Raw genomic sequence first — 26751 nt, 5'->3', positions numbered from 1 at the left:
CAAAATAAGCATTAACTAAGCCGTAAATATGGACATCACTGTGATGCAATTTAATTACAATGCATCACAGTCGAGTAAAGTGATTAGAGCTGATTAAGCTCACTGGCAAGCTGACCTAATGGACACCCGCCATCACTTCAATGGAACACACTCAACTTCATCAATTGATGAAATAACCTGTTCTTTTCGGAGAATGAGAAATTATGTCAGATAAAGCCAGTCATTCAGCCACACCCGATACAGAAGCGAGTTACAGCGAACTTCACCGCCCAGCCAGTGAATTTGCTACTCGTGATGCCTACTTAGAAAACGAATTAAAAATAATGAAACCAAGGCGTTGGGGACTTAACCTTCCTGGACGTGATTTTCGCTTTGAATGGGAAGATTTAGTCCCTGCCATCGCGGGTACCATTGGCATTACTGTTATGTACTCGGCAGTAATGGCAGCATGGGCTTCTGGCTTAAGTGAAAAGTGGGATCATGTGAGTCTAGGTGCCGAATTTGCTATTCAAATTGTGCGCGTAGAAATGCTCATTCCTGCCTTACTCTTTTGCATTATTAGTTCGGGATTAATTAATCCACGCGCCAATCTGGGTGGTAACCACGGCCCCATGATCCCCCTCATTGGTACTATCGCCCTTGCCGGTGCGCATCCTCTAGCACTTGCCATATTAATCGGTATATTTGGATTAATACTCAGTTACTTTAAAGGCGGCTCAAAACTGGTCAATCTTACCAGTAGCGGGGTTGCTGGAGGGTTGTTAGTCTTCCTCGGTTTTATGGGGGCAAAAAGCCAAATTGGCTCCTTGTTCGACTGGGCTGGCGGCTTGCAAGCTAAACACAGTTTAGATTATTCATTGGGTTATGTTGCCTTTATTATTTTGGTCATCAACGTGATTATCTACGCCTCGTTAGCCAAATTTGGCAAGCGTTGGTTAGCCATTCCATTATGTTCAATTGCCGCCATTGCATTAGCATTTGGTCTTGGCGCCGGGCTTGACCTGCAATTTACCACCGCCCCTGGTATTCCTAATCTAAACCCTGTGTATTGGTGGGGCTCTACCGAACACGGTTGGATGTTAGGCTTACCGAATATGGCGCACTTTATTGCCTCGTTACCGTTTGCTATTTTAGCGGTTGCCATGTGGTCACCAGACTTTCTCGGTCACCGTATTTTCCAAGAACTGAACTACCCTAAAGGCGCTGAAAAAGTCTTGATGGATGTGGATGACACTATGACCACATGTTCAATCAGGCAGATGGTCGGGACCGCTGTGGGTGGGGGTAATATCACCTCATCTTGGGGGACATACATGATCCCAGCCGCTATCGCTAAACGTCCAATTCCAGCGGGTGCAATTTTACTTGGCAGTTTATGTATTATTGTGGCGATTGTGGGTTATCCGATGGATATCACCGTGTGGCGTCCTGTGATGTCAATTGCGTTACTGGTAGGGGTATTTTTACCGTTACTTGAAGCCGGATTACAAATGGTAAAAGATACCACTAGCAGCCAAGCTGCAGGTATTTGTATTTTTGCCGCATTTGTTGCCAATCCAGTATTAGCCTGGGCATTAACCATGTTATTAGATAACAATGGCTTAATTGGTGATAAAGAGCGTCCTAAAACATTATCATTTGCTGACCGTATCGTGATCCCTGGGCTTGCATTTGTGATTTGTTTAGCCGCCATGCTTGCTGTGGGTATGATTGAAGGCATCCCTGCGTTGTTGTAATTTTAACCAGCGCATAGCACTATCAAAAAGGCGAAACGGATCTGGTTTCGCTTTTTTATGCCCGGCTGACACCAAATAATAAACGGGATTGTTAACCAGTTAACACTTTTACCAATCCATTAACGAATTCTGCCGAAAATAGTGAAGTCTTGTGCTATTATTAATGCATGGATAAATGGTCTTACCAATTTAAACCATTAGCCGGTTACTACATCTGAAGCGTCATTAAGTGAGTTAGGCACACAAGTTGCCAAGAATGTCGCAGAAGCGGTAAACGACTCAGTCTAGCGAATGTTCCTAGACATTGAATGTACATACTCAACGGATAACAACGCCAGTTTCACTTGCAATCGAATCCGTAGTTAAACAACCAGAGGGTTAAGTAAATGACAGATAAAACCGAACTATTTGCCAACGCGTGGGAAGGTTTCGTAGCAGGCGATTGGAAAACTGAAGTTAACGTACGTGACTTTATCCAGAAAAACTACACTCCTTATGAGGGTGACGAGTCATTCTTAGAAGGTGCTACTGATGCTACTTTATCGCTATGGGATAAAGTAATGGAAGGCATCAAATTAGAAAACCAAACTCACGCCCCTGTCGATTTCGATACAGACATGGTGTCGACGATTACGTCGCACGATGCTGGTTACATCAACAAAGATCTTGAAACTATCGTCGGTTTACAAACAGAAGCGCCGTTAAAACGCGCAATGTTACCTAACGGCGGTATTCGCATGGTTGAAGGTTCTTGCCAGGCTTATGGCCGCGAGCTCAACGCTGACGTGCAATATACTTATTCAGAATTACGCAAAACCCACAACCAGGGTGTGTTTGATGTATACACACCTGAAATCATGGCATGTCGTAAATCAGGTATCTTAACCGGTTTACCTGACGCATATGGCCGCGGTCGTATTATTGGTGATTACCGTCGTATCGCGTTATACGGTATCGACTATTTAATGCAAGATAAGTTTAACCAATTTGCGTCATTACAAGCTCAAATGGAAGCGGGTGATGATTTACAAAGTGTTATCCAGCTTCGTGAAGAAATTTCAGAGCAACATCGTGCACTAGGCCAAATGAAAACCATGGCCGCTAAGTACGGTTGTGATATTTCTGTACCCGCTAAAAATGCCAAAGAAGCCATTCAATGGACTTATTTTGGCTACCTTGCTGCAGTAAAAAGCCAAAACGGTGCGGCAATGTCATTAGGTCGTACATCGACTTTCCTCGATGTGTTTATTGAACGTGACCTCAAAAGTGGTTTATTAACAGAACAACAAGCACAAGAAATGGTTGACCATTTCGTGATGAAACTCCGTATGGTGCGTTTCTTACGTACTCCTGAATACGATGAATTGTTCTCAGGCGACCCTATTTGGGCAACAGAATCAATTGCTGGTATGGGCATTGATGGTCGTACATTAGTGACTAAGTCTAGCTTCCGTTTCTTGCACACCTTATACAATATGGGGGCAAGTCCAGAGCCAAACATCACCGTATTATGGTCAACAAAATTACCACAAGGTTTTAAAAGCTACTGTGCCAAAGTGTCTATTGACACCAGCTCTATTCAATATGAAAACGATGACCTAATGCGCCCTGACTTTGAGTCTGACGATTACGCTATCGCTTGTTGTGTGAGCCCTATGATTGTCGGTAAACACATGCAGTTCTTCGGTGCTCGTGCCAACTTAGCTAAAACGATGCTTTATGCCATCAACGGTGGCGTTGACGAAAAACTGAAAAAACAAATTGCACCAAAAGCAGAACCTATTACCTCTGAAATACTTGAGTTTGATGATGTCATGTCTCGCTTAGACGGCTTAATGGATTGGTTAGCGACTCACTATGTGACAGCGCTAAACGCCATTCACTTTATGCACGATAAATACTCTTATGAATCTGCATTAATGGCCCTGCATGACCGCGATGTTCGCCGTACTATGGCCTGTGGTATTGCCGGTTTATCGATTGCAGCTGACTCATTGTCTGCGATTAAATACGCAAAAGTTAAACCAATTCGTGACGAAGACGGTATTGCAGTTGACTTTGATATCGAAGGTGATTATCCAAAATTTGGTAATAATGACCCACGAGTTGATGACATTGCCTGTGACTTAGTTGAACGCTTTATGGCTAAAATTCGCGATAAGAAAATGTATCGCAATGCAATTCCAACACAGTCAATCTTAACCATCACCTCTAACGTGGTTTATGGTAAGAAAACCGGTAACACCCCTGATGGTCGTCGCGCTGGTGCACCATTTGCTCCAGGTGCTAACCCAATGCATGGCCGTGATGAAAATGGCGCAATTGCTTCACTAACATCGGTTGCTAAACTGCCTTTTGCCCACGCTCAAGACGGTATCTCTTATACCTTCTCTATCGTGCCAAATGCACTAGGTAAAGATGACATGGGTCGCCGTACAAACTTAGCATCATTAATGGATGGCTATTTTGTTAGCAAACCAAATCGTGAAGGTGGCCAACACTTAAACGTTAACGTGATGAACCGTGAAATGCTTGAAGATGCCATTGTGAACCCAGATAAATACCCACAATTGACCATCCGTGTGTCAGGTTACGCAGTGCGCTTTAATGCACTGACGCCTGAACAGCAGCAAGATGTTATCACGCGTACTTTCACTAAAGGTCTGTAGTCTCTGCTAAAATTGGCTGTATCGAAGAATCAACACTCTCGATACAGCCTTTTTTTTATCGACATTTAAGGAACAACCATGACGTTAGGTCGCATACATTCAGTGGAATCTTTCGGTACAGTTGATGGACCGGGTATCCGCTATATCGCTTTTATGCAAGGTTGCCTAATGCGCTGCCAGTATTGTCATAATCGTGATACATGGGATCTAGATGGCGGCAAACTCATTTCAGTTGACGACATAATGAGCCAGCTGGTTGATTATCAACCTTTCTTAGACGCCAGTGGCGGCGGTATTACAGCCAGTGGTGGTGAAGCCATACTCCAGGCGCAATTTGTAAGCGAGCTGTTCCAAGCCTGCAAAGCTCAGGGCATTCATACTTGTTTAGACACTAATGGGTTTGTGCGTAAATACGAACCTGTCATAGACGAACTGCTCGACAATACCGATTTAGTCCTGCTCGATATTAAACAAATGAATGATGCCAAGCACATCGATTTAACCAAAGTCAGTAATCATCGCACCTTACAATTTGCTCAATACCTTGCCAAACGCAACATTAAAACCTGGATACGTTACGTGGTGGTAGCTGGATTTACTGAAGATGTTGAGTCTGCAATTGAATTAGCCGAATTTATTAAGCCAATGCAAAACGTTGAAAAAGTAGAATTACTGCCTTATCACGCATTAGGTGAACACAAGTGGCAGTCATATGGTGACGATTACACGTTAGCCAATGTGAGTGCGCCAAGCGCACAAACAATGCAACAAATACAGCAAGTGTTTTTAGACCGTGGCATAAAAGCGACATATTAAACAAGATTGTGGTCAACAGCACTAAATTAGCGACCGCTTAAGCAAAAGATGACTTATAATTCATCCCAATATTGTCGGTCTAAACGTTCAAAAGCGAGTTTTAAAATGGTGGCCATGTCTAGGTAACAGGCCTTGGCACCAAGAGGTTGGCAAGCAACCCCCATCTCAGTCAATGCTGAACTGAGTTGATTGCCCCAATCGAATAAAGACAATGGTAATGGGTGGCGAGCTCGCCATCCAAGCCACAGCAAACCTTGTATAGGCAAACTAATAAAAAAAAGTAATACAGTGATGGCTTGCGGTAAAAAGCTCCAACCTAAAACATACAGCTGGCTCGAAGCAGCAATAATGCCAAGCACTGGCATCGATATCATGGCTAATTGGGTAGCCTTGACGACTCGATATTCAGGGAAATACAGCCCCAGTTGTCGCACCATTGGCCAGGTCTTCATATAACGACGACCATCAGCAAATAACGTAATCAAATTCATGTTCAATATGGGTACCTAAACAGCCTAGTACATGGAATTAACAGTAACATAATACAGTGTATTGACAAAAATACACTGTTGGATTGGTCGCGCTTTGCAGCAGCAATCAATTCGGTAAGAACACTCAGTGTGAAGTTTATGAATGATCATAAACCTTAGCCAAAATGGATTTTATTATTTCATTTAGTTTCATTGACTTATAAGGCGTTAACATGTCAGACAAATTAGTACTCGTGCTCAACTGCGGTAGCTCTTCATTAAAATTTGCCATCATTGATGCCCAATCAGGCGATGAACAAATTTCTGGTCTTGCGGAATGTTTTGGTTTAGAAGATTCACGCATTAAATGGAAATTTAATGGCGGCAAAAACGAAGCGAAACTCGGTGCATTTACCGCTCACCGTGAAGCAGTTGAATTTATCGTTGATAAAATTTTAGCCGAACAGCCACAATTGGCCGCACAAATTAAAGCCATTGGTCACCGCATCGTTCACGGCGGCGAAAAATTCACTCGCTCTGTCATCATTACCCCAGAAGTCATTCAAGGCATTGAAGATTGTGCTTCACTTGCTCCTTTGCACAACCCTGCTCACTTAATTGGTATTCGTGCTGCTATTGCCTCGTTCCCAGCGCTACCGCAAGTCGCAGTGTTCGATACCGCATTCCACCAATCAATGCCAGAAAAAGCCTACGTGTATGCCCTTCCATACAAGCTCTATCGCGAGCACGGTATCCGCCGTTATGGCATGCATGGTACCAGCCACTTATTTGTGAGCCGCGAAGCTGCAAAAGTATTAGGTAAAGACATTAAAGACACCAATGTCATTTGTGCTCATTTGGGCAATGGTGCTTCAGTGACGGCGATTAAAGGCGGAAAAAGCGTTGACACATCAATGGGCTTAACCCCATTAGAAGGCTTAGTCATGGGCACTCGTTGTGGTGATCTAGACCCGTCAATCATTTTCCACTTAGTGAAGCAACTGGGTTACACCCTGGATGAAGTGAATAACTTACTTAACAAACAAAGTGGTTTATTGGGCATTTCAGAGCTAACTAATGATTGTCGTGGCATCGAAGAAGGTTATGAGGACGGCCATAAAGGCGCTACGTTAGCCTTAGATATTTTCTGTTACCGTTTAGCCAAGTACATTGCATCATACACAGTGCCATTAGGCCGCCTAGACGCCGTTATCTTTACAGGCGGCATCGGTGAAAACTCCAATCTTATTCGCGAAAAAGTGCTTAACTTACTTGAGATCTTCAACTTTAACGTTGACGACACACTCAACAAAGCTGCCCGTTTTGGTCAGCAAGGTGTAATTACTAAAGCAGGTAGTACAATTGCAATGGTGATCCCAACGAATGAAGAATGGGTTATCGCTGAAGATGCTATGAAGTTAATAGCCGTAAAATAACCAAGATATTGTTTTTTGATTAACCCATATTTAAGAGGTCTTCATGTCTCGTAATATTATGCTTATTCCCATTGGTGTTGGCGTTGGTTTAACCTCGCTGAGTTTAGGGATGGTTCGCGCCTTAGAACGTAAAGGCGTTAAAGTGCAGTTCTTTAAACCTATTGCACAAATTCGCTCTGGTGACAAAGGGCCTGAACGTTCAACCACTATTTTAAGTACATCGCCTTCAGTAAATCCTTTAGAGCCGTACAGCATGGAACATGCTGAAGCGTTAATCCGCTCTGAGCAGCAAGATGTATTAATGGAGCAAATTATTGCTCGCGCGGCGGAATGTGCAAGCAATACTGAAACCCTCATCATTGAAGGTTTAGTGCCAACACGTAGCCACCCTTTTGCTGACGACATCAATTATGAAATCGCTAAAGCACTTGATGCCGACGTGATTTTTATCGCCACGCCAGGTGTTGACACCCCAAATGGTTTAATGAACCGTCTAGAAATTGCTTACAACTCTTGGGGTGGGCAAAAAAATAAACGTCTTATCGGTGCCGTCATCAACAAAATTGGTGCGCCAGTAGATGATGAAGGTCGTACACGCCCAGATTTATCTGAAGTATTTGATGATAAACAAATTCATGCGACTGACAGCTCAGGCATGTTCCAATTGCCGGGTAAAAGTCCGCTGCGTATTTTAGGCAGTGTGCCATACAATTTAGAACTGATTGCGCCTCGCGCTTCTGATTTAGCTAAACACTTAAATGCTAAAATCATTAATGCAGGTGAAATGCACACTCGCCGTATGCGCCGCGTGACATTTTGTGCCCGCAGCATTCCAAACATGTTGATGCATTTTAAAGCCAACTCATTACTGGTGACTTCTGGCGACCGTTCGGATGTCATCGTATCGGCCTGTCTTGCTGCAATGAATGGCGTAAAAATTGGTGCCCTTTTACTTACCGGAGGATACCAGCCAGAGCCAGAAGTGATGAAGCTCTGTGAACAAGCCTTTGAAACCGGCTTGCCTGTATTTTTAATTGAGTCTAACACCTGGCAAACATCGCTTAATATTCAACGCTTTGATCATGAAGTGCCTGTTGATGATGCTGTGCGTATTGAGCGTGTGCAAGAATACGTGGCTAGCCATATTGATCAAACCTGGATTGAGAGTGTGACTCAAGACTCTCCACGTGAGCATCGTTTGTCGCCACCTGCCTTCCGTTATAAGCTTACTGAGCTTGCGCGTGCAGCACGTAAAACCATTGTGCTACCTGAAGGTGAAGAGCCGAGAACCATTAAAGCTGCCTCTATTTGTGCAGAACGCGGTATTGCTCGTTGTGTATTAATCGGTAACCGTGAAGAAATTTTACGTGTAGCGTCACAACAAGATGTTGTTTTAGGTGACGGCATTGAGATTATAGAACCAGAAAGCATTCGTGAAAAATACGTAGCACCGATGCTTGAGTTGCGTCGCAGTAAAGGGTTAACTGAAGTGGTAGCCCGTGAGCAACTAGAAGATAACATGGTACTGGGTACCATGATGTTAGCTGAAAATGAAGTAGACGGTATTGTGTCTGGGGCTATACATACAACGGCTCACACAATCCGCCCACCATTGCAGTTAATTAAAACCGCTCCAGGCTCAAGCTTAGTGTCATCAATTTTCTTCATGTTGATGCCAGATCAAGTGTTGGTTTATGGTGACTGTGCGATTAACCCTGATCCAGATGCTGAACAACTTGCTGATATCGCTATTCAGTCAGCAGAATCTGCAAAAGCATTTGGGATTGAGCCTCGTGTAGCGATGATTAGCTACTCTACAGGTACCTCAGGTACTGGTTCAGATGTGGATAAAGTGCGTGAAGCGACTCGAATCGCGAAAGAAAAGCGCCCTGACTTGATCATCGACGGCCCATTACAATACGACGCAGCGGTAATGCCAAATGTGGCAATGTCTAAAGCGCCAAACAGCCCTGTGGCTGGTAAAGCAACCGTGTTTGTATTCCCAGACTTAAATACCGGTAATACAACGTATAAAGCGGTACAGCGAAGTGCTGACTTGATCAGTATTGGCCCAATGCTACAAGGCATGGCCAAGCCTGTAAATGACTTGTCTCGTGGCGCATTAGTTGACGATATCGTTTACACCATCGCATTAACGGCTATTCAAGCTGCGCAAAACAGCAAAAAGTAGCGGTAACTGAAAATGTAGCAAAAAAAAGCACTGATCATTATCAGTGCTTTTTTATTACAATTTTTTATTGTCATTTTCTTTGCGACAGTAAACTAAAACTAAGATTGAAATTGACGCATAACTACAGAAGCGGCACTTTTTAACCGCAAAAAAAACAATATACTTTACAGTGAGTTAAAATAACAACTCACAGTCATCAACAAACTTGTCCACAGATTCTGTGGATAACATTAACTTTTTTGACGCCTGTATTCGTTATAAAACTACAACGACAAGCATCACGGTCAATAGGCCACGTTTACTGCATTAACGTAGCGATCAAATATGATCTAATTAACTAATATATTCATATATGACACGCGCTGTTTGAATCGTCAAGTAAATGTACCGCTAAGCCACAGAAATAGTGACTAACTGCGCAAAATATAACTGCCCAGCGTTTAATTTAAGTGATACTAATATTTTTTTGCACCCAAAATCACGACTCACCTCATGTCACCTATTGATGCGGATGGGTATAAATGCAAATCGATTAAAGTGCAGCGAGTAAAACCATCATCTTATGAATGGGTATGCGAGTGGGGTAGTAAGTGAATAACTCGGATTGCCCAGCCACTCACTATTGGCAGCATTTATATAAGGAGGAGATATCACAATGAGCTGCACTTACCCATTAACTCAGTGCCTAGCTTTTACACACTTAAACAATTAAATAACCACTAAGCTTGTCACTCCAGCCATAAACCGAGATACTAAGTTAATATAATAAATCTAAATATTGAGTAGTCATTCGCCGATGTTAAACATAAAACCGATTTCTTTCCTTACCCTACTATTACTCTTCTTTGTCAGTGCATGTGAACAATCACCAGAAGATGCGCCGCAACTCAAAATGAGTCCAGAGCAAGTGTCACTCGGCTTTTTTCAAGCGATTTATATTGATAACGATGTAGAAAGCGCCAAACAGTTTGTCGCACCCGACATAAAAGAAGTGATGGAGCATTACCATATTGCTTCAGCAGTGCAACGTCATGTACTGGGTTTATCAATGAAAGATGTCACTATGTCGATCGATGAAATTGATATCGACTTTTTCCGAAAATTTACTGACGACGTTACCGTTGTCGTTAAGATGGAAGGATTAAAAGGCGGTAGACAATGGATAGATGACCGCACAATACGTTTGCACAAAAAAGGCAGCACTTGGGTGATTGTCGAAATTCTACCGGAAAAAGGCAGAATCGAACGTTAATACAGAGCCGGATAGTTCCTTTACAATCAACACTATAATTGATGTTGCAATAGACATTGTCATCGACAGTCAAATTAACCCGGTCTTGGTGGAGTCGTCTTTTACAACTAAGTCCGGCTTAAATTTTATCGCTATGCTGATAGCTAATAGCCAATAAAAATAGCAGCCTAGGCTGCTATTTTTATATTCGGTGTCGGAGTATTTAATGCGATGACGCACAGGTCAGTACATTAATATGCTCGTTCAAATGTCTTATTCTTCGTCAGAAGGTAAAGACTCTAACACGTCATCTTTTACTTGATAGTAAGCATTTTCGTATTCATGAACTTCCATAATAACTCCAATCTTCTTTAGGTCGTTTTGTAGGGGGAAGACCTGTCTTATTTTTCAACAATTTAATCTTAATGACATCGTGCTAGTAGCATAGTGTCGATAACATTACTTTGTCTCTGGGGGGTGACATTTACCTAACAGAGAGAAAAGCACAATCACTTTCTTCTTGCCGGAGAGTATATCAATACTCATGCGACTTTCAAACCTTAACCACCGACAAATTACGAAAAACTTTCAGTTTTGAATGAGAAAACAGCTTAAAAACACAGAAAACAGTGTTTTATAGAGGAAAAACTGAAAGTCTTTCATCGATAAACAAAAAAGCCGATGCAGTGCATCGGCTTTTTTTGAGCATAATAACGGTTTAAACTTGACTGATATGATTAAGAATACGTTTTTCTGAAATAGGATATGCAGTGCCCAATACTTGAGCAAAACATGATACTCGATACTCTTCTATCATCCACCTTGCTTCAATTAACAACTCAGGCACTGGTTGCGAACGTGGCACTTTGGCGAGTTGTGCCGTCAGTGTCTCTTGTACCTTACTGATACTATGCATATGCAAACGGTCTCGCGTAGGATCTACGGGTAACTTTTCAAGCCGGTTTTCAATCGCTTTAAGGTATCTGGCTACATCAGCTAGGCGTTGCCAACCACAATCTTCGACAAACCCTTTATACACTAAGCTATCTAGTTGCGTTTGAATGTCACTCATTGCAAAGGCAATATCTAAACTAATTTTGCCCTTTAAGCGTTTTTTAATCCGCTGGTAAATGGTTAACACCTGTTCAACGTTTAAGGCTATTTGTTCAGCCGTTGGATTAAGTTCTTGGCGCACCCACTCTTTGGCTTGTTCAAATTGCGCCTCATTACGAATATCTAACTGCTTTTGATCGAGTAACTGTTGCACAGCCGCATTAATGATATCTTCAATCAATATTTGCACTTGGCCAAATGGATTAAAGTACATTGCGAGTTTAGCTTTATTGGGTAACGCTTGTTGCAAGTGTTTAACGGGCGACGGAATATTGATTAGCAATAACCGACGTAACCCTACTCGATGATGACGTTTCGCTTCATGCTCATCATCAAATAGCTTAATTGACACATCGGTTTTATTGTCGATAAGGGCCGGATACGCTTTAACCTCGTAGTTGCCTTTACGTTGCTGATATTGCACTGGCAAATCACCAAATGTCCAACTGGTGATAGCTTGCTGTTCAATGCCCTTATCAGCCACTTTACGTATCGCTTTGGCAACCACGCCTTGCAACTGCCCTTTCAACGTTTCTAAATCTCGCCCTTGAGCCACTAAGCGACCTTGATCATCTTCAATCTTAAAATTCATTTTAAGATGTTCAGTGATTTGGGTTAAATCAAAATCGTCAGCTGAAATCCGCACACCACTCATGCGCAGCAATTGCTTGCACATCGAGTCGAGCATCGGCAGTTCAAATGGTTTCATTGCTTGATAACAGGCGCGAGCATAATCAGGCGCTGGCACAAAATTACGGCGTAAGTTTTTGGGCAAAGACTTAATCAATGCCACCAGCTTTTCTTCACGCAGCCCAGGGACTAACCAATCAAAATCGCTGTCGTCGATTTGATTGATCAACGCAACAGGAATATGCACCGACACCCCGTCGTCGACATTGCCAGGTTCAAAGTGATAACTCACTGTTAAAGCTAAATTGGCTTTATGCCATACTTCTGGAAAGTCCAACGCTGAAATATGATCGGCGCTGCGCTGCATTAATAATGCTTTGCTGTAATCTAATAAATCTGGGGTGTGTTGACGGGCTTTTTTCCACCAAGCAAAAAACAATGGCGCGTTATAAATACCTGCTGGAATAAGGGGTTCATAAAAATCCACCAGCACTTGCTCGTCGACCAAAATATCTCGGCGGCGCGATTTATGCTCGAGTGATTCGATGTCGTTAAGCAGTTTTTGGTTATTAACAAAAAACGCTTCTTTGGTTTGCAACTGTCCTTCTGCTAAAGCGCTGCGCACAAAAATATCGCGAGCTTCAACGCCATCAATTGGGCCATATTGCACACGGCGGCGATTCACAATAATTAAGCCGTATAGCACTTGATTTTCAAGTGCGACAACGCTGCCCGCTTTGGCTTCAAAATGAGGTTCGAGGTAGTTCTTCTTCACTAAATGTGCGGCGAGAGACTCTGCCCATTCAGGTTCTATTTTAGCGCAGCAACGGGCAAATAAACGTGATGTTTCTGTGAGCTCGGCAGCCATTATCCATTTAGGGCCCTTTTTAGCTAAAGGTGAGCCAGGGAACACAAAGAACTTACGGTTACGGGCACCTAAATACTCGTTGTTTTCGCCTTTAAAGCCAATCTGGCTTAATAAGCCAGACAATATGGCTTTATGTAATTGCTCATAACTGGCGACATTGTCACTCACACGCCATTTAAGTTCGTGGACAGCTTGTTTCACCTGTGTGTATAAGTCTTGCCATTCACGTACGCGTAAATACGCTAAGTATTCATCTCGACATTGTTTTCTAAACTGACTGGCCGACAACTCATGCTTTTGATCTTTAACGTGATCCCACAGTTTAACCCAACTGACAAAGTCTGAATCTTTATCGGCATAGCGACGATGACACTCATCTGCAGCTTGCTTTTTATCGATGGGACGCTCGCGCGGATCTTGAATGGATAAGCCCGAGGTAATCACTAACGCCTCATGCAAACAACCTAATTTATTGGCTTCGATGACCATTCTGGCTAAGCGTGGATCAAGCGGTATTTTGGCTAAATCTTTACCCAGTGGGGTAAGCACTAAATCGTTGCGCTGCTTTGTAACGGCTTGTAATTCTTCGAGCAGTAAAAAACCATCGCGAATGTGTTTTTGATCTGGCGGCTGAATAAACGGAAAACCGGCAATATCACCCAATCCAATCGCCAGCATTTGTAAAATAACCGAAGCTAAGTTAGTGCGCAAAATTTCAGGATCGGTAAACTCAGGACGTTGAATAAAGTCCATTTCATCATAAAGACGAATACAAATACCAGGCCCTACACGGCCACAACGGCCTTGGCGCTGATTAGCACTGGCTTGAGAAATCGGCTCAATCGGCAAACGCTGCACTTTAGTGCGGTAACTATAACGACTAATTCGTGCAGTACCAGGATCAATCACATAGCGAATACCGGGTACCGTTAATGACGTTTCAGCCACGTTAGTGGCTAACACAATCCGCCTGCCAATATGGCTTTTAAACACTTTTGACTGCTCGCCGTAAGACAAACGCGCATATAACGGTAAAATCTCTGTGTCGCGGTATTGTTGTTTACGCAGTAAATCGGCAGTGTCACGAATTTCGCGCTCACCGTTCATGAAAATCAAAATATCGCCGGGGCCTTCAGCAATCAGCTCATCAACTGCGGAAAATATACCGTCACTGATATCTAAATCGGCATCATTATCACGCACCAGCGGTCGGTATCGAGTTTCAACCTCATAGGTACGCCCTGACACTTCAATCACGGGAGCATTGTCAAAATGCTTTGAGAAACGGTCTACATCGATGGTCGCCGAGGTGATAATGACTTTTAAATCAGGGCGTTTTTTGAGGACTTGTTTTAAGTAGCCTAAGATAAAGTCAATGTTAAGACTGCGCTCATGAGCTTCATCGATAATGATGGCATCGTACTGATTTAAAAATCGATCTGAGGTGAGTTCAGCTAATAAAATACCATCAGTCATTAACTTGATATAAGTGTTATCACTAATGGCATCGGCAAAGCGCACTTTAAAACCAACGACGTCCCCAAGTGGGCTGTTGAGCTCATCAGCAACGCGATTTGCAACACTTCGGGCCGCTAAACGGCGCGGTTGAGTGTGGCCTATAAGCCCGCGAGTGCCTAAGCCTAATTCTAAGCAAATTTTAGGTAACTGAGTGGTTTTACCCGAGCCTGTTTCACCTGCAACAATCACCACCTGGTTATTGGCAATAGCAGAGGCAATGTCTTCTCGCTTTTGCGAAACAGGCAGCTCGTCTGGGTAATTAATGACAGGTCTTGATTGCAAACGTTGCTGCGCTTTAGCGTAAGCTTGTTTTGCAGCCTCTGTAAGCTGGGCTAAGGTTTGAGATTTTTTTTCAGACTCAGCCTCTTTATTAATACGAAATAAGCGACGACGGATTTTAGCCGCATCGGTTTGATAACAAAGATTGAGATACGCCTTAGAGAGCGGGTGAAGGTCCGAATTCAAATCTGATTCCCTTGCTTACATCGAAAAAAAGCGATCCTAGCAAGGAAAACAGCATAATGATAATGATTTTGACGATTGTTATGCCGGAGATAAGTAGCATTGCTGCATATAGGTATTCATTGCGTTCAGTACATTGGTACGGTTAATGGTGCCAATCACTTTACCACTGCTCACTACAGGATAAATTTTAGGTTTAGCACCAAGCATTTGTTCAGCTAACGCTAAAATGCTGTCATCTGGTGCAACCGTCAATGCAGGGCTTTTCATGCAATCGGCCACGGTACTGGTCATATCGCAGTGGTAACTGCTTTTAAGCATCACAGCTAAGCAATCTTGCTGTGATAGAAAACCCATTAACTCCCCTTTTGCATCCACAACAGGAGCACCACTTTTATTGCTCGCCAGTAACTGCTCTACAGCAATGGCTAATGACATATTTGCGGTTAATAAAACTGGACGTCTATCCATGTGGTCTTTAATTTTTATCGAATCCATATTACCCCCAAGTGCACAAATGACTCACGTGCGAAATAAACTTAATTTGTACGATTGTTATCAATACCCATTAAGTTTAGTCAAGATTGGTTAACTGGACAGTAAAATTACACGATTATGTTAGTCGGCTATGTTGCTCACATTTGTCATGTTATTGCTGACTATTATTTATCTCGCCAAATCATCACGTTTGCGGCTTGACCATGAACTCGACTGGCCCGGTACATACCACTGGTGTTAAATGGTGTAGCAATATTACCTTGCTTGTCGATAGCAATTACACCACCGGTACCACCTGCATTCACCAAGGTTTGATTAATCACCTCGTCAGCGGCTTGAATAATCCCTTTTTGCTGGTATTTCACTTTGGCACAGATATCACCGGCAACATGGTAACGAATAAAATATTCACCATGACCTGTCGCCGATACTGCACAAACACCATTTTCAGCATAGGTTCCTGCGCCGATAACCGGTGAATCACCAATACGGCCAAAACGCTTCGCGGTCATGCCGCCGGTTGAAGTGCCTGCGGCTAAATTGCCTTGTTTATCCAGAGCAACAGCACCTACAGTTCCGTATTTATAATTGTCGCGTAATTGGTTTACTGACGCTTGATAATCGCCGCCATTAGTTTGCTCGGCATTAATAATACTGGCTTTAGCATCAAGTAGTTGGGCATAACGATGCGGTGTATCAAAATGACTGTTTGCCACTAAATTGAACTGCTGAGTCAGGGCGAACTCTTCCGCGCCCTCACCGTATAGCATGACATGAGGTGACTTTTGCATGACGGTAATGGCCAAATCAATCGGGTTTTTAATGTGTTTTACCCCTGCAACGGCACCTGCATTTAATGTTTTACCGTCCATGATAGAAGCATCAAGTTCATGGCCGCCATCAAAGGTATATACCGCACCAACACCAGCATTAAATAACGGGCTGTTTTCTAAAATGTTAATCGCCGCTTTAACGGCCTCGATACTGTCGCCACCGTTTTGCAGCACATCATAGCCACTATCAATGGCTTGAGTTAACTTATCTCTGATGGCTTTTTCTTGTTCAGCCGTTAAATCAGCAGCATTAATGGTGCCCGCACCACCGTGTATCGCAATCGAAAAAGGGCTGTTGTCTTGTGCTATGACCTGTGCTGAAGTCATCCCTAAACACAGCGCTATTGTTAAATATAATTTATTCATGATCGGCAAGTCCTTGAAAGGCGTATATCTTTGTAACCATTTATCCATGTTATTACAATCATATTGTTGCGACTTTTCATCTTTATAGCGACAATAGTCATATTGATATGGTGACAAGCATCATTAGCCCTATTTTTGGAAAATTTGCCTAATTTGTCCTCTAAACGACTTAAACTTAGCCAGTTATTGTTATTCTCGTTGACCCTATTGATGTCAGGCTTTGTGCTTGCCGAGAATAGTTGGCTTAACGTTCGTATTGATGGTGTCAGTAAAAAGCTTGAAAAAAATATTACCGCCCATTTAGGTACCCTGCCTGAATCTGGCGTGCAGCGCAGAGCCTTTTTGTTTACCGTTGATGACAATACTCAAGACGCTTTAGAATCCATGGGTTATTACCATGGCATTATTGATATTGACGTACAAGAAACCGAATCAGGCCCTTGGAAGCTTAACCTCAATATCACCACAGGGGATCCCGTTATCATTCAGTGGGTCGACATCAATTTTAGCGGCGATATGCTGCAAGATGACAGGTTTGCATTGTGGTTAAACAGTCTCAAAATTAAACCCGGCGATATCCTAAATCACGGTGTTTACGATGCTTTAAAATCTCAATTAGTCACGTTAGCGTTAGCGCGTGGTTATTTTGATGGTCGCTACACTAAATCTGAAATTAGCATTAACCGCGACTTTAATACCGCGCAAATCAATATTCAATTTGACTCAGGCAAGCGTTACTTATTTGGTGACGTTGATTTTGCAGGCAGCACGCTGAATGATGATGTTATTGAAGCATTAATCCCGTTTGATGCTGACGCGCCTTATGCCACACAACAACTTACCGAATTTAACCGTAACCTGCTCGATACAGGCTACTTTAGTAACATAAAAGTATTGCCTCAAATAGATAAAATCAGCGATGGCGTGGTGCCGATAAAAGTGGAGCTAAGCCCAAGGCCAAGCCACTTAATTGAGGTCGGCTTAGGTGCTGATATCGGCAATAGCACCGAAGACACCTTTGAGCCTCGAGTGCGAGTCACGTGGCGCACGCCACAAATAAACCGTTATGGCCATTATCAAGAAACCAGCGCTGAGTGGTCACCAGATAGGCCTAAAATATTAACAACCTATACCATTCCACTGAGTCACCCATTAGATGACCAACTGAAAATTAAATTGGGCATATTACGTGACACTTACGGCGTGACCCAAGACTATGATGAAGAAAGCCGCTCGTTCGACAATACGGGCGAATTAGAGTCTAAAAAATATTTAATTGGGCTTTCTCGTCAACAACGCTCTGAAAGTAATTGGTTATACGGTTACTCAATTGAGTCGATTCGGGAGTTTTATGAGCAACTTGATACCGAGTACGATCCACGATTTTTATTAATGGGCTATAACCTCACTAAAACGGTTCGCGGTGACAACACCTTGGATCCAAAATCGGGTTTTCGACAAACATACAGCATGGAATATGCAGACCCATCACTGGGTTCAACCATTCGCTTAGCACGTTTTCAAGCACGGTTTAAATGGATTGAAACCTTTTTTGATAAACACCGTTTTGTCGCACGCCTCGATTTAGGCGCAAACATTGCCAGTAGAGATGACATTAGTTTTATTCCGCCGTCACTGCGCTACTTTGCCGGTGGAGATCAAAGTATTCGCGGTTACAGCTACCAAGAACTTGGCCCCTATATTGACTACACAAACAGCGATGGTGGCATATCGCGCCAAGTTGTTGGTGGACGATATTTAGCTATTGGCAGCCTAGAATATCAGTATTACTTAACCCCAACGTGGCGCGTCGCCAGCTTTGTTGATGCGGGTAATGCCTTTGACACCGGACAACTCGAGCCAGTGGTTGCGGTGGGCGGTGGTGTCCATTGGATATCGCCAATCGGGCCAATTAAACTTGATTTAGGTTTTGGGTTAAAAGAAACCGAAACCGTAGCGCGCTCATTCCGTTTCCATCTCACCATGGGGACAGAGTTATGATAGACAACAATACACCAAACGCACAAAACCCAGACGAAACGCCTAAAGCACAAGCTAATTCGACCAAAATACCACCTGCCCCCTTGAGTATTCAAGCTAAACTGTGGCGCAATTTTAAGCTCTATACCCGTATTTTAATCTATGTGCCTTTAATCATCTTAATGCTCGTAGCAGTGTCGATAGGCACACCGTTTGGCAGTAAAATCACGGTGATGTTGGTCGATAAATTAGTCAGCGATATCGGCTTAGAATATCAATCTGGTACCCTTAACAATGACCTCAAATTACATCGCCTATCATGGGCAATGAAAGGCATTCAAGTCGAAGCTAAGGATGTTGAGCTTGATTGGGTACCCACCTGCCTTATCAACCAGCAAATTTGTGTGACGAATCTATCGGCAAGCAAACTCAAAGTAGATATTGTCACGGACAATATTCCAGCCAGTGAGCCAAGCGCACCAGAAATCGCGGATGATACCCCGCAAGAACTGACGCTGCCGATAAGTATTAGCCTTAATAAAGCCCAGTTTAGCCGAGTTGATGTCACCGTTAACCACATGAGTTATCACGCAGACCAACTTGCCACAGAAGCCATTTGGAATGACAGTGGTTTGCAAATAGAAACCTTAACCAGCCAGGGGTTGGTGGTTAATATTCCCTCCACAAAGAACGACAGTCCCGATACACATACAGCTGAAAAAAATAATGATTGGCCTTTAGCAAAGTTACCGGCCATCTTTATGCCTTTTCCGATAAAAGTGAAACAATTTGAAGCCGTTGACACGCAACTGAATATTGCTGAGCGTCAAGATAATTTTAGCCACATAGTGTTAGCGGCAAGTTTTCGTCAATATCAATTAGGTATCACCCAACTTGATATTCAACATGACTATGGTGATGTGAATGTGATTGGCGATATTGCCTTTTTAGACCATTACCCGCTGACGTTAAAGCTGCAAGCCAATATTGACCATGTGACCGAGGTCCCTGGGCTGGCCAAGCAAACATTAAGACTCGATTTAACTCAAGACTTAAGCCAACTCAATATCAATGCAATAGCAAAAGGCAGCAACGCTTTTACATTAGCGTCAACCATCGACTTAACGTCTAAGCAACTCGCTTATCAAGTCAGCTTAAATGATGCTTATTTGCAATGGCCCTTACAAAAACCTGAATACATTGCGCAAATCAAGCAATTTACCAGTAACGGCAACCTAAGCGATCAAGTGGCTAAACTTGAGGGCCAACTGACAACACCTTTTAACCCTAACCTTATTGTTCGTGCCGACATTGATAACCGCCAACAACAATTAACAATTAAGACGCTTAATATTCAATCTATTGCGGGCAATATCGACTTAGATGGACAACTTTCTTATAAAGATAATGTTGTGTGGCAAGCCAATGTGCGCACTGATAATATTCAATTGCAGCATATTGACTATCTGACTCAATTTAACCCGCTCAAAAGTCAATTCAGTGGTACCTTTTCCAGCCAGGGCAATATTGGCGCTAAAGACTGGAAAGTCGCCATTGAACAGGCAAACTTAACCGGCAGGCTCAATGGCTACCCGTTAAATTTACAAGGTAATATTGCCATTAACCAGGCATTTGCCATTAATGCAGACAATCTTCAAGCCAACGCACTTGGTGCTAACTTACTGATTAACGGTACTGCCGATACCCTTTGGGATATTGACGCTGAACTGAGTGTGCCTGATTTAAGCCAATGGCTGCCGGGCGGTCGAGGTAATATTTTTGCTAAGGTTGATGTCAGTGGCAATAGCGCCAATCCGATTGTCGATGTTGATGCTCAAGTTAATAAATTCAGCTATAACGGCAGTAAAATAGACAATACCACGCTAGTAGCAAACTACCGTCCATTTGAGCAGCACCGCTATCGAGTAGCACTCAAAAACAGCTTATTATTTTGGAACAATAATAAGTTGAGTCAATTAACCCTCGTGAGCGAAGGTGACCAACAGCAACAACAAACCACCTTAACCACCCAAGGTGACGTGGTAATCAACACGCAATTAGCGACTAACAGCAATCTCGACAAGCAACAATTTAATGGTAAGTTTACCCAACTCAACCTGTCAAATGTGCTCGGAGCATGGCAACAAGACACACCGATTACCTTTGATTGGGACCAAGTAAAACAACGCGGTAATATTAGCCGTTTTTGTTTAGTGCACCCACACAATAAACTCTGTCTGGTAAACGACATTAGCTTAGGCAGCACAGGCCAAGCCAACATTAACTTCAGTGGCAATCCTGGGCAATTACTGGCACCTGTTCTGTCTAAAAAAATCACCTGGGATGGGCAAGCAGCGTTAACCAGTCAAATCAATTGGGCTAAAGGTAAAAAACCAACCGCCGATTTACAATTTACTTTAATGCCTGGCAACATTACCTTAACTCGAGCAAAAACCAAGCCCGTGAGTATCGATTATCAACAACTATTACTGCGAGCCACACTGGATGAAAAACAGGTCACGAGTACGTTGAGCTTTGATTCCTCTGGTATTGCAAACTGGCAAAGCCAGCTGAGTGTGAACATTACACCAGACAGAACCTTGCAAGGGGATATTAATATTAATGAGTTAAATCTTGCCCCCTTTGGTGAGTTTTTCCCGCGGCTTGCTACGTTAGAGGGGTTATTATCGAGCCGACTAACACTTGCCGGTTCGTTAATGGACCCAAGTGTTTCGGGTAATATTAAATTAAGTGACGGTGCTTTTGCATTGTCGAGCAATCCCACACTCATCGATAAGTTGTACTTATCTTTAGCCCTTGAGGGCCAGCAAGGCCAACTAAATGGCCAATGGCATATGGGCGATGGCGAAGTGGCAACACAAGGCACCCTCGCCTGGCCGCAAGGAAACTTTAGCGGCGACATCAACATTAAAGGCAGTAATTTAGCGGTTATTCAGCCACCGATGGCCATTTTAAATGTCTCTCCGGACATTAATATGACATTTGATCAACAATTGTTTGCCGTTAAAGGTCAAGTCAATGTGCCTTCTGGGCAAATCAAGATTGTGCCACTCGCAGAAGGTGGCGTTGCGGTATCAAATGATGTGGTCTTTAATGATTCGATTTCTGAACAAATCGTTAAAACAAGTCCTTATGCTATTACCGCAGACATCAATGTTAATGTGGGTAAAAACCTCACTATCGATGGCATGGGCTTAAAGGGTAAGCTGCAAGGTAACTTAGCGCTAAAGCAGCAGGCTTTTAAACCGCCTATGTTATTTGGTGATATTAAGGTGACTAAAGGGACCTATAAATTTATGGGGCAAACTCTCACCATTGATACCGGTGAAGTGCAGTTTGTTGGCCCAACAAGTGTGCCTAATCTTAATATTGAAGCCACTCGAGACATTAAAGATGAAGACATCACCGCGGGTGTTAGGGTAACGGGTACCCCAATGCGTCCTGTCGTCACGCTGTTCTCTAATCCCGCCAAAGAACAAGCCGAGGTGTTATCTTACATTCTCACAGGTAAAGGTTTCACCTCTACCTCAAGCGAGCAAAGTAACTCACTAATGATGGGAGCGGCACTTAGCTTAGGAGCCCAATTTGACGGTGGCGCCATGAATAGCATAGGCAGCACTGCGACAGGGTTGATTGAAAAGTTTGGTTTTTCTAATGTACAGCTCGATACTAACGATGACGGTAAAGTGGCTGTTAGTGGTTATATTGGCGAAGATCTCATGATCAAATACGGTGTGGGCGTCTTTAACCCAGGTTATGAAATGACGGTGCGTTACTACTTGTTATCGCAGCTGTATTTAGAGAGTGTATCGAGCACCTTAAGCCAGTCGTTAGACATCTATTACAGCTTCGAAATCGACTAGAGGTGCTAGGCTCCGTCCCCAAATGCTTATATTGGGGATCCAGGTGTTGCTTTAAGTGCTAGGTGCCAGGTGCCAGGTGCCAGGTGCCAGGTGCCAGCATAAAATTAAGACACAAAAAAAGCGCCCTTAGGCGCTTTTTTTCAAATTAGCGATTAAGCAAATTTGAAGTCAATGTGTTCAATCATTGGCTTGAAAGCGTGACGCTGTACAGCTTGTACACGTACTTTGATTTCTTTACCTTCTACAGCGATAGTTAAATCAGTAGTGTAGAAGTCATCGTTTAACTGGATGTTAATGATGTCTTTGTGTTCAAACTTGATTGATACAGGCTCATTGCTTGGGCCATAGATTACAGCAGGCACTTGACCAGCATGACGTAGGCGGCGGCTCGAACCTTTCCCGATTTCAGTGCGGGTTTGTGCGTTGATTGTGTAAGACATTAGTCACTCACTTAATAAATAATAAAGTATAAAGGCGTCATCATTTTCGACCAACGATGACTCAAATAAAGCGCGCGAATAATACCATAGCTACCTACATCTCACAAGAAGATATAAAGACTATTAACCCCAACGCCTTACGGGACCACAATCAACATGAATAAAACCATCTCGAGGATAAAAACCCACTCCACCTAATTTTAATGAAGCTGCTGCATCACGAAGGTTTTTAGTGCTCACACCCGGAATAGCAATGTCCATTGCCATGCCTTTCATGTGATAACTTTTTTTAGCGACACCGTTACTTTTCGATGCCAGCATTTGATTCGTTTTAGGTGAACGATAAGCAGAGATTACATGGATTTCGTCTTGATTATCTAAGGTAAGCTGTAATTTATACAAATACTCAAATAATCGTTTATCAATCGGTGCCGCCACATTTTGGCGATGGTCGCGTAATACTTGATTAAAATCAGTCAACGTTTCAGCTTGATATTGGCCATCAATCCAAAAGCTACCTTGACTTCTTTCACCAGTATGGCGATTAAAAAAATGAAGGTCTTTAACACCATGAGTAGAACGGCTTGCTTGCGCGGTGTTAGGTAGCATTGTTGCTACAGCGACACCGCTTAAGCCTAATAAAATTTGTCGACGAGTTAGGCACTCAATTGTCATTTTTACACCACTTAATTTATAGATTTACATAATTTATCGGCTTAAAGCACGATTTCATCTTCACAATGGGCATAAGCACCATTGTTGGTTTTTTATCCAACTGACCAGTAAATTAAACATTAATGACTATAAATGCAAGTGGGGATATTTTTTACTGTGCAATAAACACACAGTAAAAATACAGGAGTGTGATGTGCCTCAAGTGCTTATGAGTAAAATAGACAATAATTAACTTTACTTCATCAGCTAGGGTTTTATGTGGTTTCACAATGATGATGCATTATTGAACTCGTGCTTGAGGTTGCGTTTTTTGACTTAATAAATTCACGGGAGTAACCGGAGCTAATTGGTAAATATCATCGCGGTATTGTGCAACATGTTCATCATCCACCCAAGCGCGCCAATACACCATGTGCACTGGTAATGTGTCCGATAAAGCAAACCATTGTGTTTTGGTGTAATTGTTCTGCAATCGGCTCCAGGTACGCTTATCAATAACTAAATGGTTAGCAAACCAATCGGCAAGTTGTTGTACTTTTTCAATCCGTACACAACCTGACGACAAATCTCTGTCGGATCTTGAAAACAATGATTTGCTTGGCGTGTCATGTAAATAAATACTTTGGTCATTATTAAAATGGAATTTATAACGGCCTAACGCATTATCACCACCAGGGCGTTGCACCACACGGTAAGGAAAACGCCCTACAGCCGCCTGTTGCCATTGTTGTGGGGTTTTATCGACTCTATTACCTTCAAAATCAAACACATCAAAATGTCTGTCATTAAAGTAATGACCATTTGATTGGATTTGCGGCAAAATATCCTGGCGTAACAGTTGCCTCGGCACAGTCCATGTTGGGTTAATAATGATATTAGAGATTTGCCCTGTCATAACCGGCGTTTGCCGATAAGATTTACCGACAATCACTTTTGACGCCAACACCACTTGATTGTTCTCGACTAATACCATTTGAAACGCCGGAATATTAATCAATAAATAGGGTTGCGGTAATTGGCTTAAATAGGTGGTTTTTTCGACAAAACTTTTAGCGAGTAATGTTGCTCTTTGTAGCGGGGTTTGATTGAGCCAAAATAAGGTTTTAGGCCCAATGACGGCGTCAGAGGTTAACCCATGCCTAGATTGAAAACGCTTCACGCTTTGCGCTAGCGCAGGTAAATACAACACTTCATCGGCAAGGTATTCATTGCCATCACCAAGTAACCATAAACGCTGGTTAATTTGCTTAATACTCGGATGGCCATCTCCAGGTCGCAACAATCCTCCGGGCTCAATCGCGTCCCAGTCTTGTGTTTGGGTTAGCCACATTAATTTTCGTAGATAATTAATCACGCCAAGGTAGTCTTCAACTGCAGGTTCGAGGGCAATATTTTTAGCAATAACAGACGCGCTATCGTCTAAAGTATCATAGGCCAATGGAACCTGTTTTTGATGCCAAAATGTGGCGACGCTTTGTTGAATACTGTCGATGTATTCTAGCTGTTCTGCATCTGATCCCGATTGTAATATCGCTAAGTATTGTGCTCGCTGCGCTGTAGGTTCAGCCAAATATTGTAATTGCAGATGCTGGATGAGATTGTCGTAATGATGTGGTTCACTCGCCAAAGAAGATGGCGATATACACAAGAGTAATACACCGATGATACTGATATGAATAGATCGCGCAGCTTGACTCAACATGCTGTTCCCCATAGCCTTCGACACCTCAATATTGTCACGTTTACCCTTGCAGTGAAACGAATATAATCATTATTGCAAATAATGGCCTACTTTGGATGACAGAAACATTTTAACAACAAAAGTTAATACCAAAGCGTTACTTCAACGTTCAATTTTCAATCATTTATATAAAAAATAGCCAGTTAACATTAAATTATCTACAGACAACTAGGAACACAGATCTCGAATTGTTATAAGGAGCGCTTGACGCATTCAAGCAGTAGAGATCCCTATGAATAAAAAGCAACTCATCCAATCCATGGCAAAAAAAATGGACACCTCTCAAGTTGAGACGAAACAGCATCTCGAACAGATATTACGTGTTATTCATCAAGGTTTAGCGGAAGGCGAGAAAATTTATATCCCACAATTTGGTACATTTGAATTACGCTTCTATTTACCTAAAACAGGCCGAAACCCTCAAACGGGTGAAGCGATGGAAATAGCAGGATTTAATCAGCCAAGCTTTAAAGCTTCACCAGCATTAAAAGCATTGATAAACGATTAGCCGAGACACTAAATGTAATAAACACTAGCGGCTAGAGCGCTTCGCTGCTAGTGACTATAACTGCGGCTATCCTGCCTTACTTCGAATAACTGAAATAACTCGCCCTTATAGCCGTGTAGCGAACTCGCAGGAAAACGTCCATCCTAGCATCTGGACTCATTATCTCTCATCGCTCGTTACCGTTCAAAACTCCAAATATCAGACATAAAAAAGACCAGCAGCATAAGCAACTGGCCTTTGATTAACAGCGTCAACGTATTTTAGCGCAAAACAATTCTCTATAAATAGAGATTATAATGGTACCCGAGGCCAGAATTGCGCTTGCACGCCTGATATTCAACCAGAGCTGCTTTGGGCTTTAAACCTTAACGATAAAACCCAAATTTCAGACATAAAAAAGCCCCAACTAATGTTGAGGCTTTTTTACACCACTCTCTATTGCTAGCCGCTCGAATATCAATAATGGTACCCGAGGCCAGACTTGCGCTTGCACGCCTGATGTTCAAGCAGAGCTGCTTTGGGCTTTAAATCTTAACGATAAAACCCAAATTTCAGACATAAAAATGTATGGTCCGCCTCGTTATTGCAAATGATATTTTCGATAACGAGGTTGGTTTGCGCTAATGTATTCGGAGTCTTCATTAGGTGCTTTACCACCCGCTCCACGATGAGTTCCGCGCTAGATT

At 42.8% G+C, this 26751-nt stretch carries 16 protein-coding genes; 9 read left to right on the top strand and 7 right to left on the bottom strand.

Annotated features, from left to right (window positions below):
• Positions 1–203: 203 nt before the first annotated feature.
• The 3 genes from ACROAE_RS13730 (at position 204) to pflA (ending at position 5221) form a co-directional block, all read left to right on the top strand.
• Positions 204–1736, top strand: a complete 1533-nt coding sequence (locus ACROAE_RS13730) for a DUF3360 family protein (protein WP_432402663.1) — start codon at positions 204–206, stop codon at positions 1734–1736.
• A 386-nt stretch (positions 1737–2122) separates the two neighbouring features.
• Positions 2123–4405, top strand: a complete 2283-nt coding sequence (gene pflB, locus ACROAE_RS13725) for a formate C-acetyltransferase (RefSeq protein ID WP_432402661.1) — start codon at positions 2123–2125, stop codon at positions 4403–4405.
• A gap of 78 nt (positions 4406–4483) precedes the next feature.
• Positions 4484–5221 (top strand): pyruvate formate lyase 1-activating protein, encoded by a 738-nt coding sequence (gene pflA, locus ACROAE_RS13720; RefSeq protein ID WP_432402659.1) that lies wholly within the window; start codon positions 4484–4486, stop codon positions 5219–5221.
• Between the two features lie 53 nt (positions 5222–5274).
• On the opposite strand, the gene yfbV is transcribed toward pflA, so the two are convergent.
• Entirely contained in the window at positions 5275–5712 is a 438-nt protein-coding gene (yfbV, locus tag ACROAE_RS13715) for a terminus macrodomain insulation protein YfbV (RefSeq protein WP_432402657.1), read from the bottom strand.
• Between the two features lie 212 nt (positions 5713–5924).
• Here yfbV and ackA point away from each other — a divergent pair, with 212 nt between their 5' ends.
• The 3 genes from ackA to ACROAE_RS13700 all read left to right on the top strand — a co-directional run bounded on the left by ackA (position 5925) and on the right by ACROAE_RS13700 (position 10570).
• Positions 5925–7127, top strand: a complete 1203-nt coding sequence (gene ackA, locus ACROAE_RS13710; protein WP_432402655.1) for an acetate kinase — start codon at positions 5925–5927, stop codon at positions 7125–7127.
• 43 nt (positions 7128–7170) lie between these two features.
• Complete coding sequence (pta, locus tag ACROAE_RS13705; protein ID WP_432402653.1) at positions 7171–9318, top strand: phosphate acetyltransferase; 2148 nt, start codon at positions 7171–7173, stop codon at positions 9316–9318.
• Between the two features lie 805 nt (positions 9319–10123).
• Positions 10124–10570, top strand: a complete 447-nt coding sequence (locus ACROAE_RS13700) for a hypothetical protein (protein WP_432402835.1) — start codon at positions 10124–10126, stop codon at positions 10568–10570.
• Positions 10571–11267: 697 nt separating this feature from the next.
• Here ACROAE_RS13700 and hrpA read toward each other — a convergent pair.
• The 3 genes from hrpA to ACROAE_RS13685 form a co-directional block, all read right to left on the bottom strand.
• Positions 11268–15143, bottom strand: a complete 3876-nt coding sequence (gene hrpA, locus ACROAE_RS13695; protein WP_432402651.1) for an ATP-dependent RNA helicase HrpA — start codon at positions 15141–15143, stop codon at positions 11268–11270.
• A 78-nt stretch (positions 15144–15221) separates the two neighbouring features.
• Positions 15222–15638: a CBS domain-containing protein gene (locus ACROAE_RS13690; RefSeq protein WP_432402649.1), complete on the bottom strand. Its 417-nt coding sequence runs from the start codon at positions 15636–15638 to the stop codon at positions 15222–15224.
• Positions 15639–15802: 164 nt separating this feature from the next.
• Positions 15803–16798 carry an isoaspartyl peptidase/L-asparaginase family protein gene (locus ACROAE_RS13685; RefSeq protein WP_432402833.1) on the bottom strand — a complete coding sequence of 332 codons (996 nt, stop codon included), beginning with the start codon at positions 16796–16798 and terminating at the stop codon, positions 15803–15805.
• A 249-nt stretch (positions 16799–17047) separates the two neighbouring features.
• Here ACROAE_RS13685 and ACROAE_RS13680 point away from each other — a divergent pair, with 249 nt between their 5' ends.
• Positions 17048–18838, top strand: coding sequence for an autotransporter assembly complex protein TamA (locus ACROAE_RS13680; protein ID WP_432402831.1), 1791 nt, complete (start codon positions 17048–17050; stop codon positions 18836–18838).
• Positions 18835–22701: an autotransporter assembly complex protein TamB gene (tamB, locus tag ACROAE_RS13675; RefSeq protein ID WP_432402647.1), complete on the top strand. Its 3867-nt coding sequence runs from the start codon at positions 18835–18837 to the stop codon at positions 22699–22701. Before ACROAE_RS13680 ends, tamB begins: the two co-directional genes overlap by 4 nt.
• Positions 22702–22853: 152 nt before the next feature.
• Here the strand turns inward: tamB and rplY are convergent, their stop codons facing one another.
• The 3 genes from rplY to ACROAE_RS13660 all read right to left on the bottom strand — a co-directional run bounded on the left by rplY (position 22854) and on the right by ACROAE_RS13660 (position 25518).
• Positions 22854–23141, bottom strand: coding sequence for a 50S ribosomal protein L25 (gene rplY, locus ACROAE_RS13670; protein WP_432402644.1), 288 nt, complete (start codon positions 23139–23141; stop codon positions 22854–22856).
• Between the two features lie 123 nt (positions 23142–23264).
• Positions 23265–23816, bottom strand: a complete 552-nt coding sequence (locus ACROAE_RS13665) for a DUF882 domain-containing protein (RefSeq protein WP_432402642.1) — start codon at positions 23814–23816, stop codon at positions 23265–23267.
• A gap of 280 nt (positions 23817–24096) precedes the next feature.
• Positions 24097–25518, bottom strand: coding sequence for a L,D-transpeptidase family protein (locus tag ACROAE_RS13660; protein WP_432402640.1), 1422 nt, complete (start codon positions 25516–25518; stop codon positions 24097–24099).
• 271 nt (positions 25519–25789) lie between these two features.
• Between ACROAE_RS13660 and ACROAE_RS13655 the strand changes: the two genes are divergently transcribed.
• Positions 25790–26065, top strand: a complete 276-nt coding sequence (locus ACROAE_RS13655; protein WP_432402638.1) for an HU family DNA-binding protein — start codon at positions 25790–25792, stop codon at positions 26063–26065.
• The last annotated feature ends 686 nt before the right edge of the window (positions 26066–26751 follow it).

Source organism: Shewanella sp. MF05960 (assembly GCF_050849305.1).
Lineage (GTDB): Bacteria > Pseudomonadota > Gammaproteobacteria > Enterobacterales > Shewanellaceae > Shewanella.
The sequence above is the reverse complement of the archived record's forward strand: the minus strand, read 5'-3'. Positions and strand labels throughout refer to the sequence as shown.

Coding starts and splice junctions, on each gene's coding strand:
- ACROAE_RS13730 (WP_432402663.1), top strand. CDS start 204: ATGTCAGATAAAGCCAGTCATTCAGCCACACCCGATACAGAAGCGAGT.
- pflB (WP_432402661.1), top strand. CDS start 2,123: ATGACAGATAAAACCGAACTATTTGCCAACGCGTGGGAAGGTTTCGTA.
- pflA (WP_432402659.1), top strand. CDS start 4,484: ATGACGTTAGGTCGCATACATTCAGTGGAATCTTTCGGTACAGTTGAT.
- yfbV (WP_432402657.1), bottom strand. CDS start 5,712: ATGAATTTGATTACGTTATTTGCTGATGGTCGTCGTTATATGAAGACC.
- ackA (WP_432402655.1), top strand. CDS start 5,925: ATGTCAGACAAATTAGTACTCGTGCTCAACTGCGGTAGCTCTTCATTA.
- pta (WP_432402653.1), top strand. CDS start 7,171: ATGTCTCGTAATATTATGCTTATTCCCATTGGTGTTGGCGTTGGTTTA.
- ACROAE_RS13690 (WP_432402649.1), bottom strand. CDS start 15,638: ATGGATTCGATAAAAATTAAAGACCACATGGATAGACGTCCAGTTTTA.
- ACROAE_RS13685 (WP_432402833.1), bottom strand. CDS start 16,798: ATGACTTCAGCACAGGTCATAGCACAAGACAACAGCCCTTTTTCGATT.
- ACROAE_RS13680 (WP_432402831.1), top strand. CDS start 17,048: ATGTCAGGCTTTGTGCTTGCCGAGAATAGTTGGCTTAACGTTCGTATT.
- tamB (WP_432402647.1), top strand. CDS start 18,835: ATGATAGACAACAATACACCAAACGCACAAAACCCAGACGAAACGCCT.
- rplY (WP_432402644.1), bottom strand. CDS start 23,141: ATGTCTTACACAATCAACGCACAAACCCGCACTGAAATCGGGAAAGGT.
- ACROAE_RS13665 (WP_432402642.1), bottom strand. CDS start 23,816: ATGACAATTGAGTGCCTAACTCGTCGACAAATTTTATTAGGCTTAAGC.
- ACROAE_RS13660 (WP_432402640.1), bottom strand. CDS start 25,518: ATGTTGAGTCAAGCTGCGCGATCTATTCATATCAGTATCATCGGTGTA.
- ACROAE_RS13655 (WP_432402638.1), top strand. CDS start 25,790: ATGAATAAAAAGCAACTCATCCAATCCATGGCAAAAAAAATGGACACC.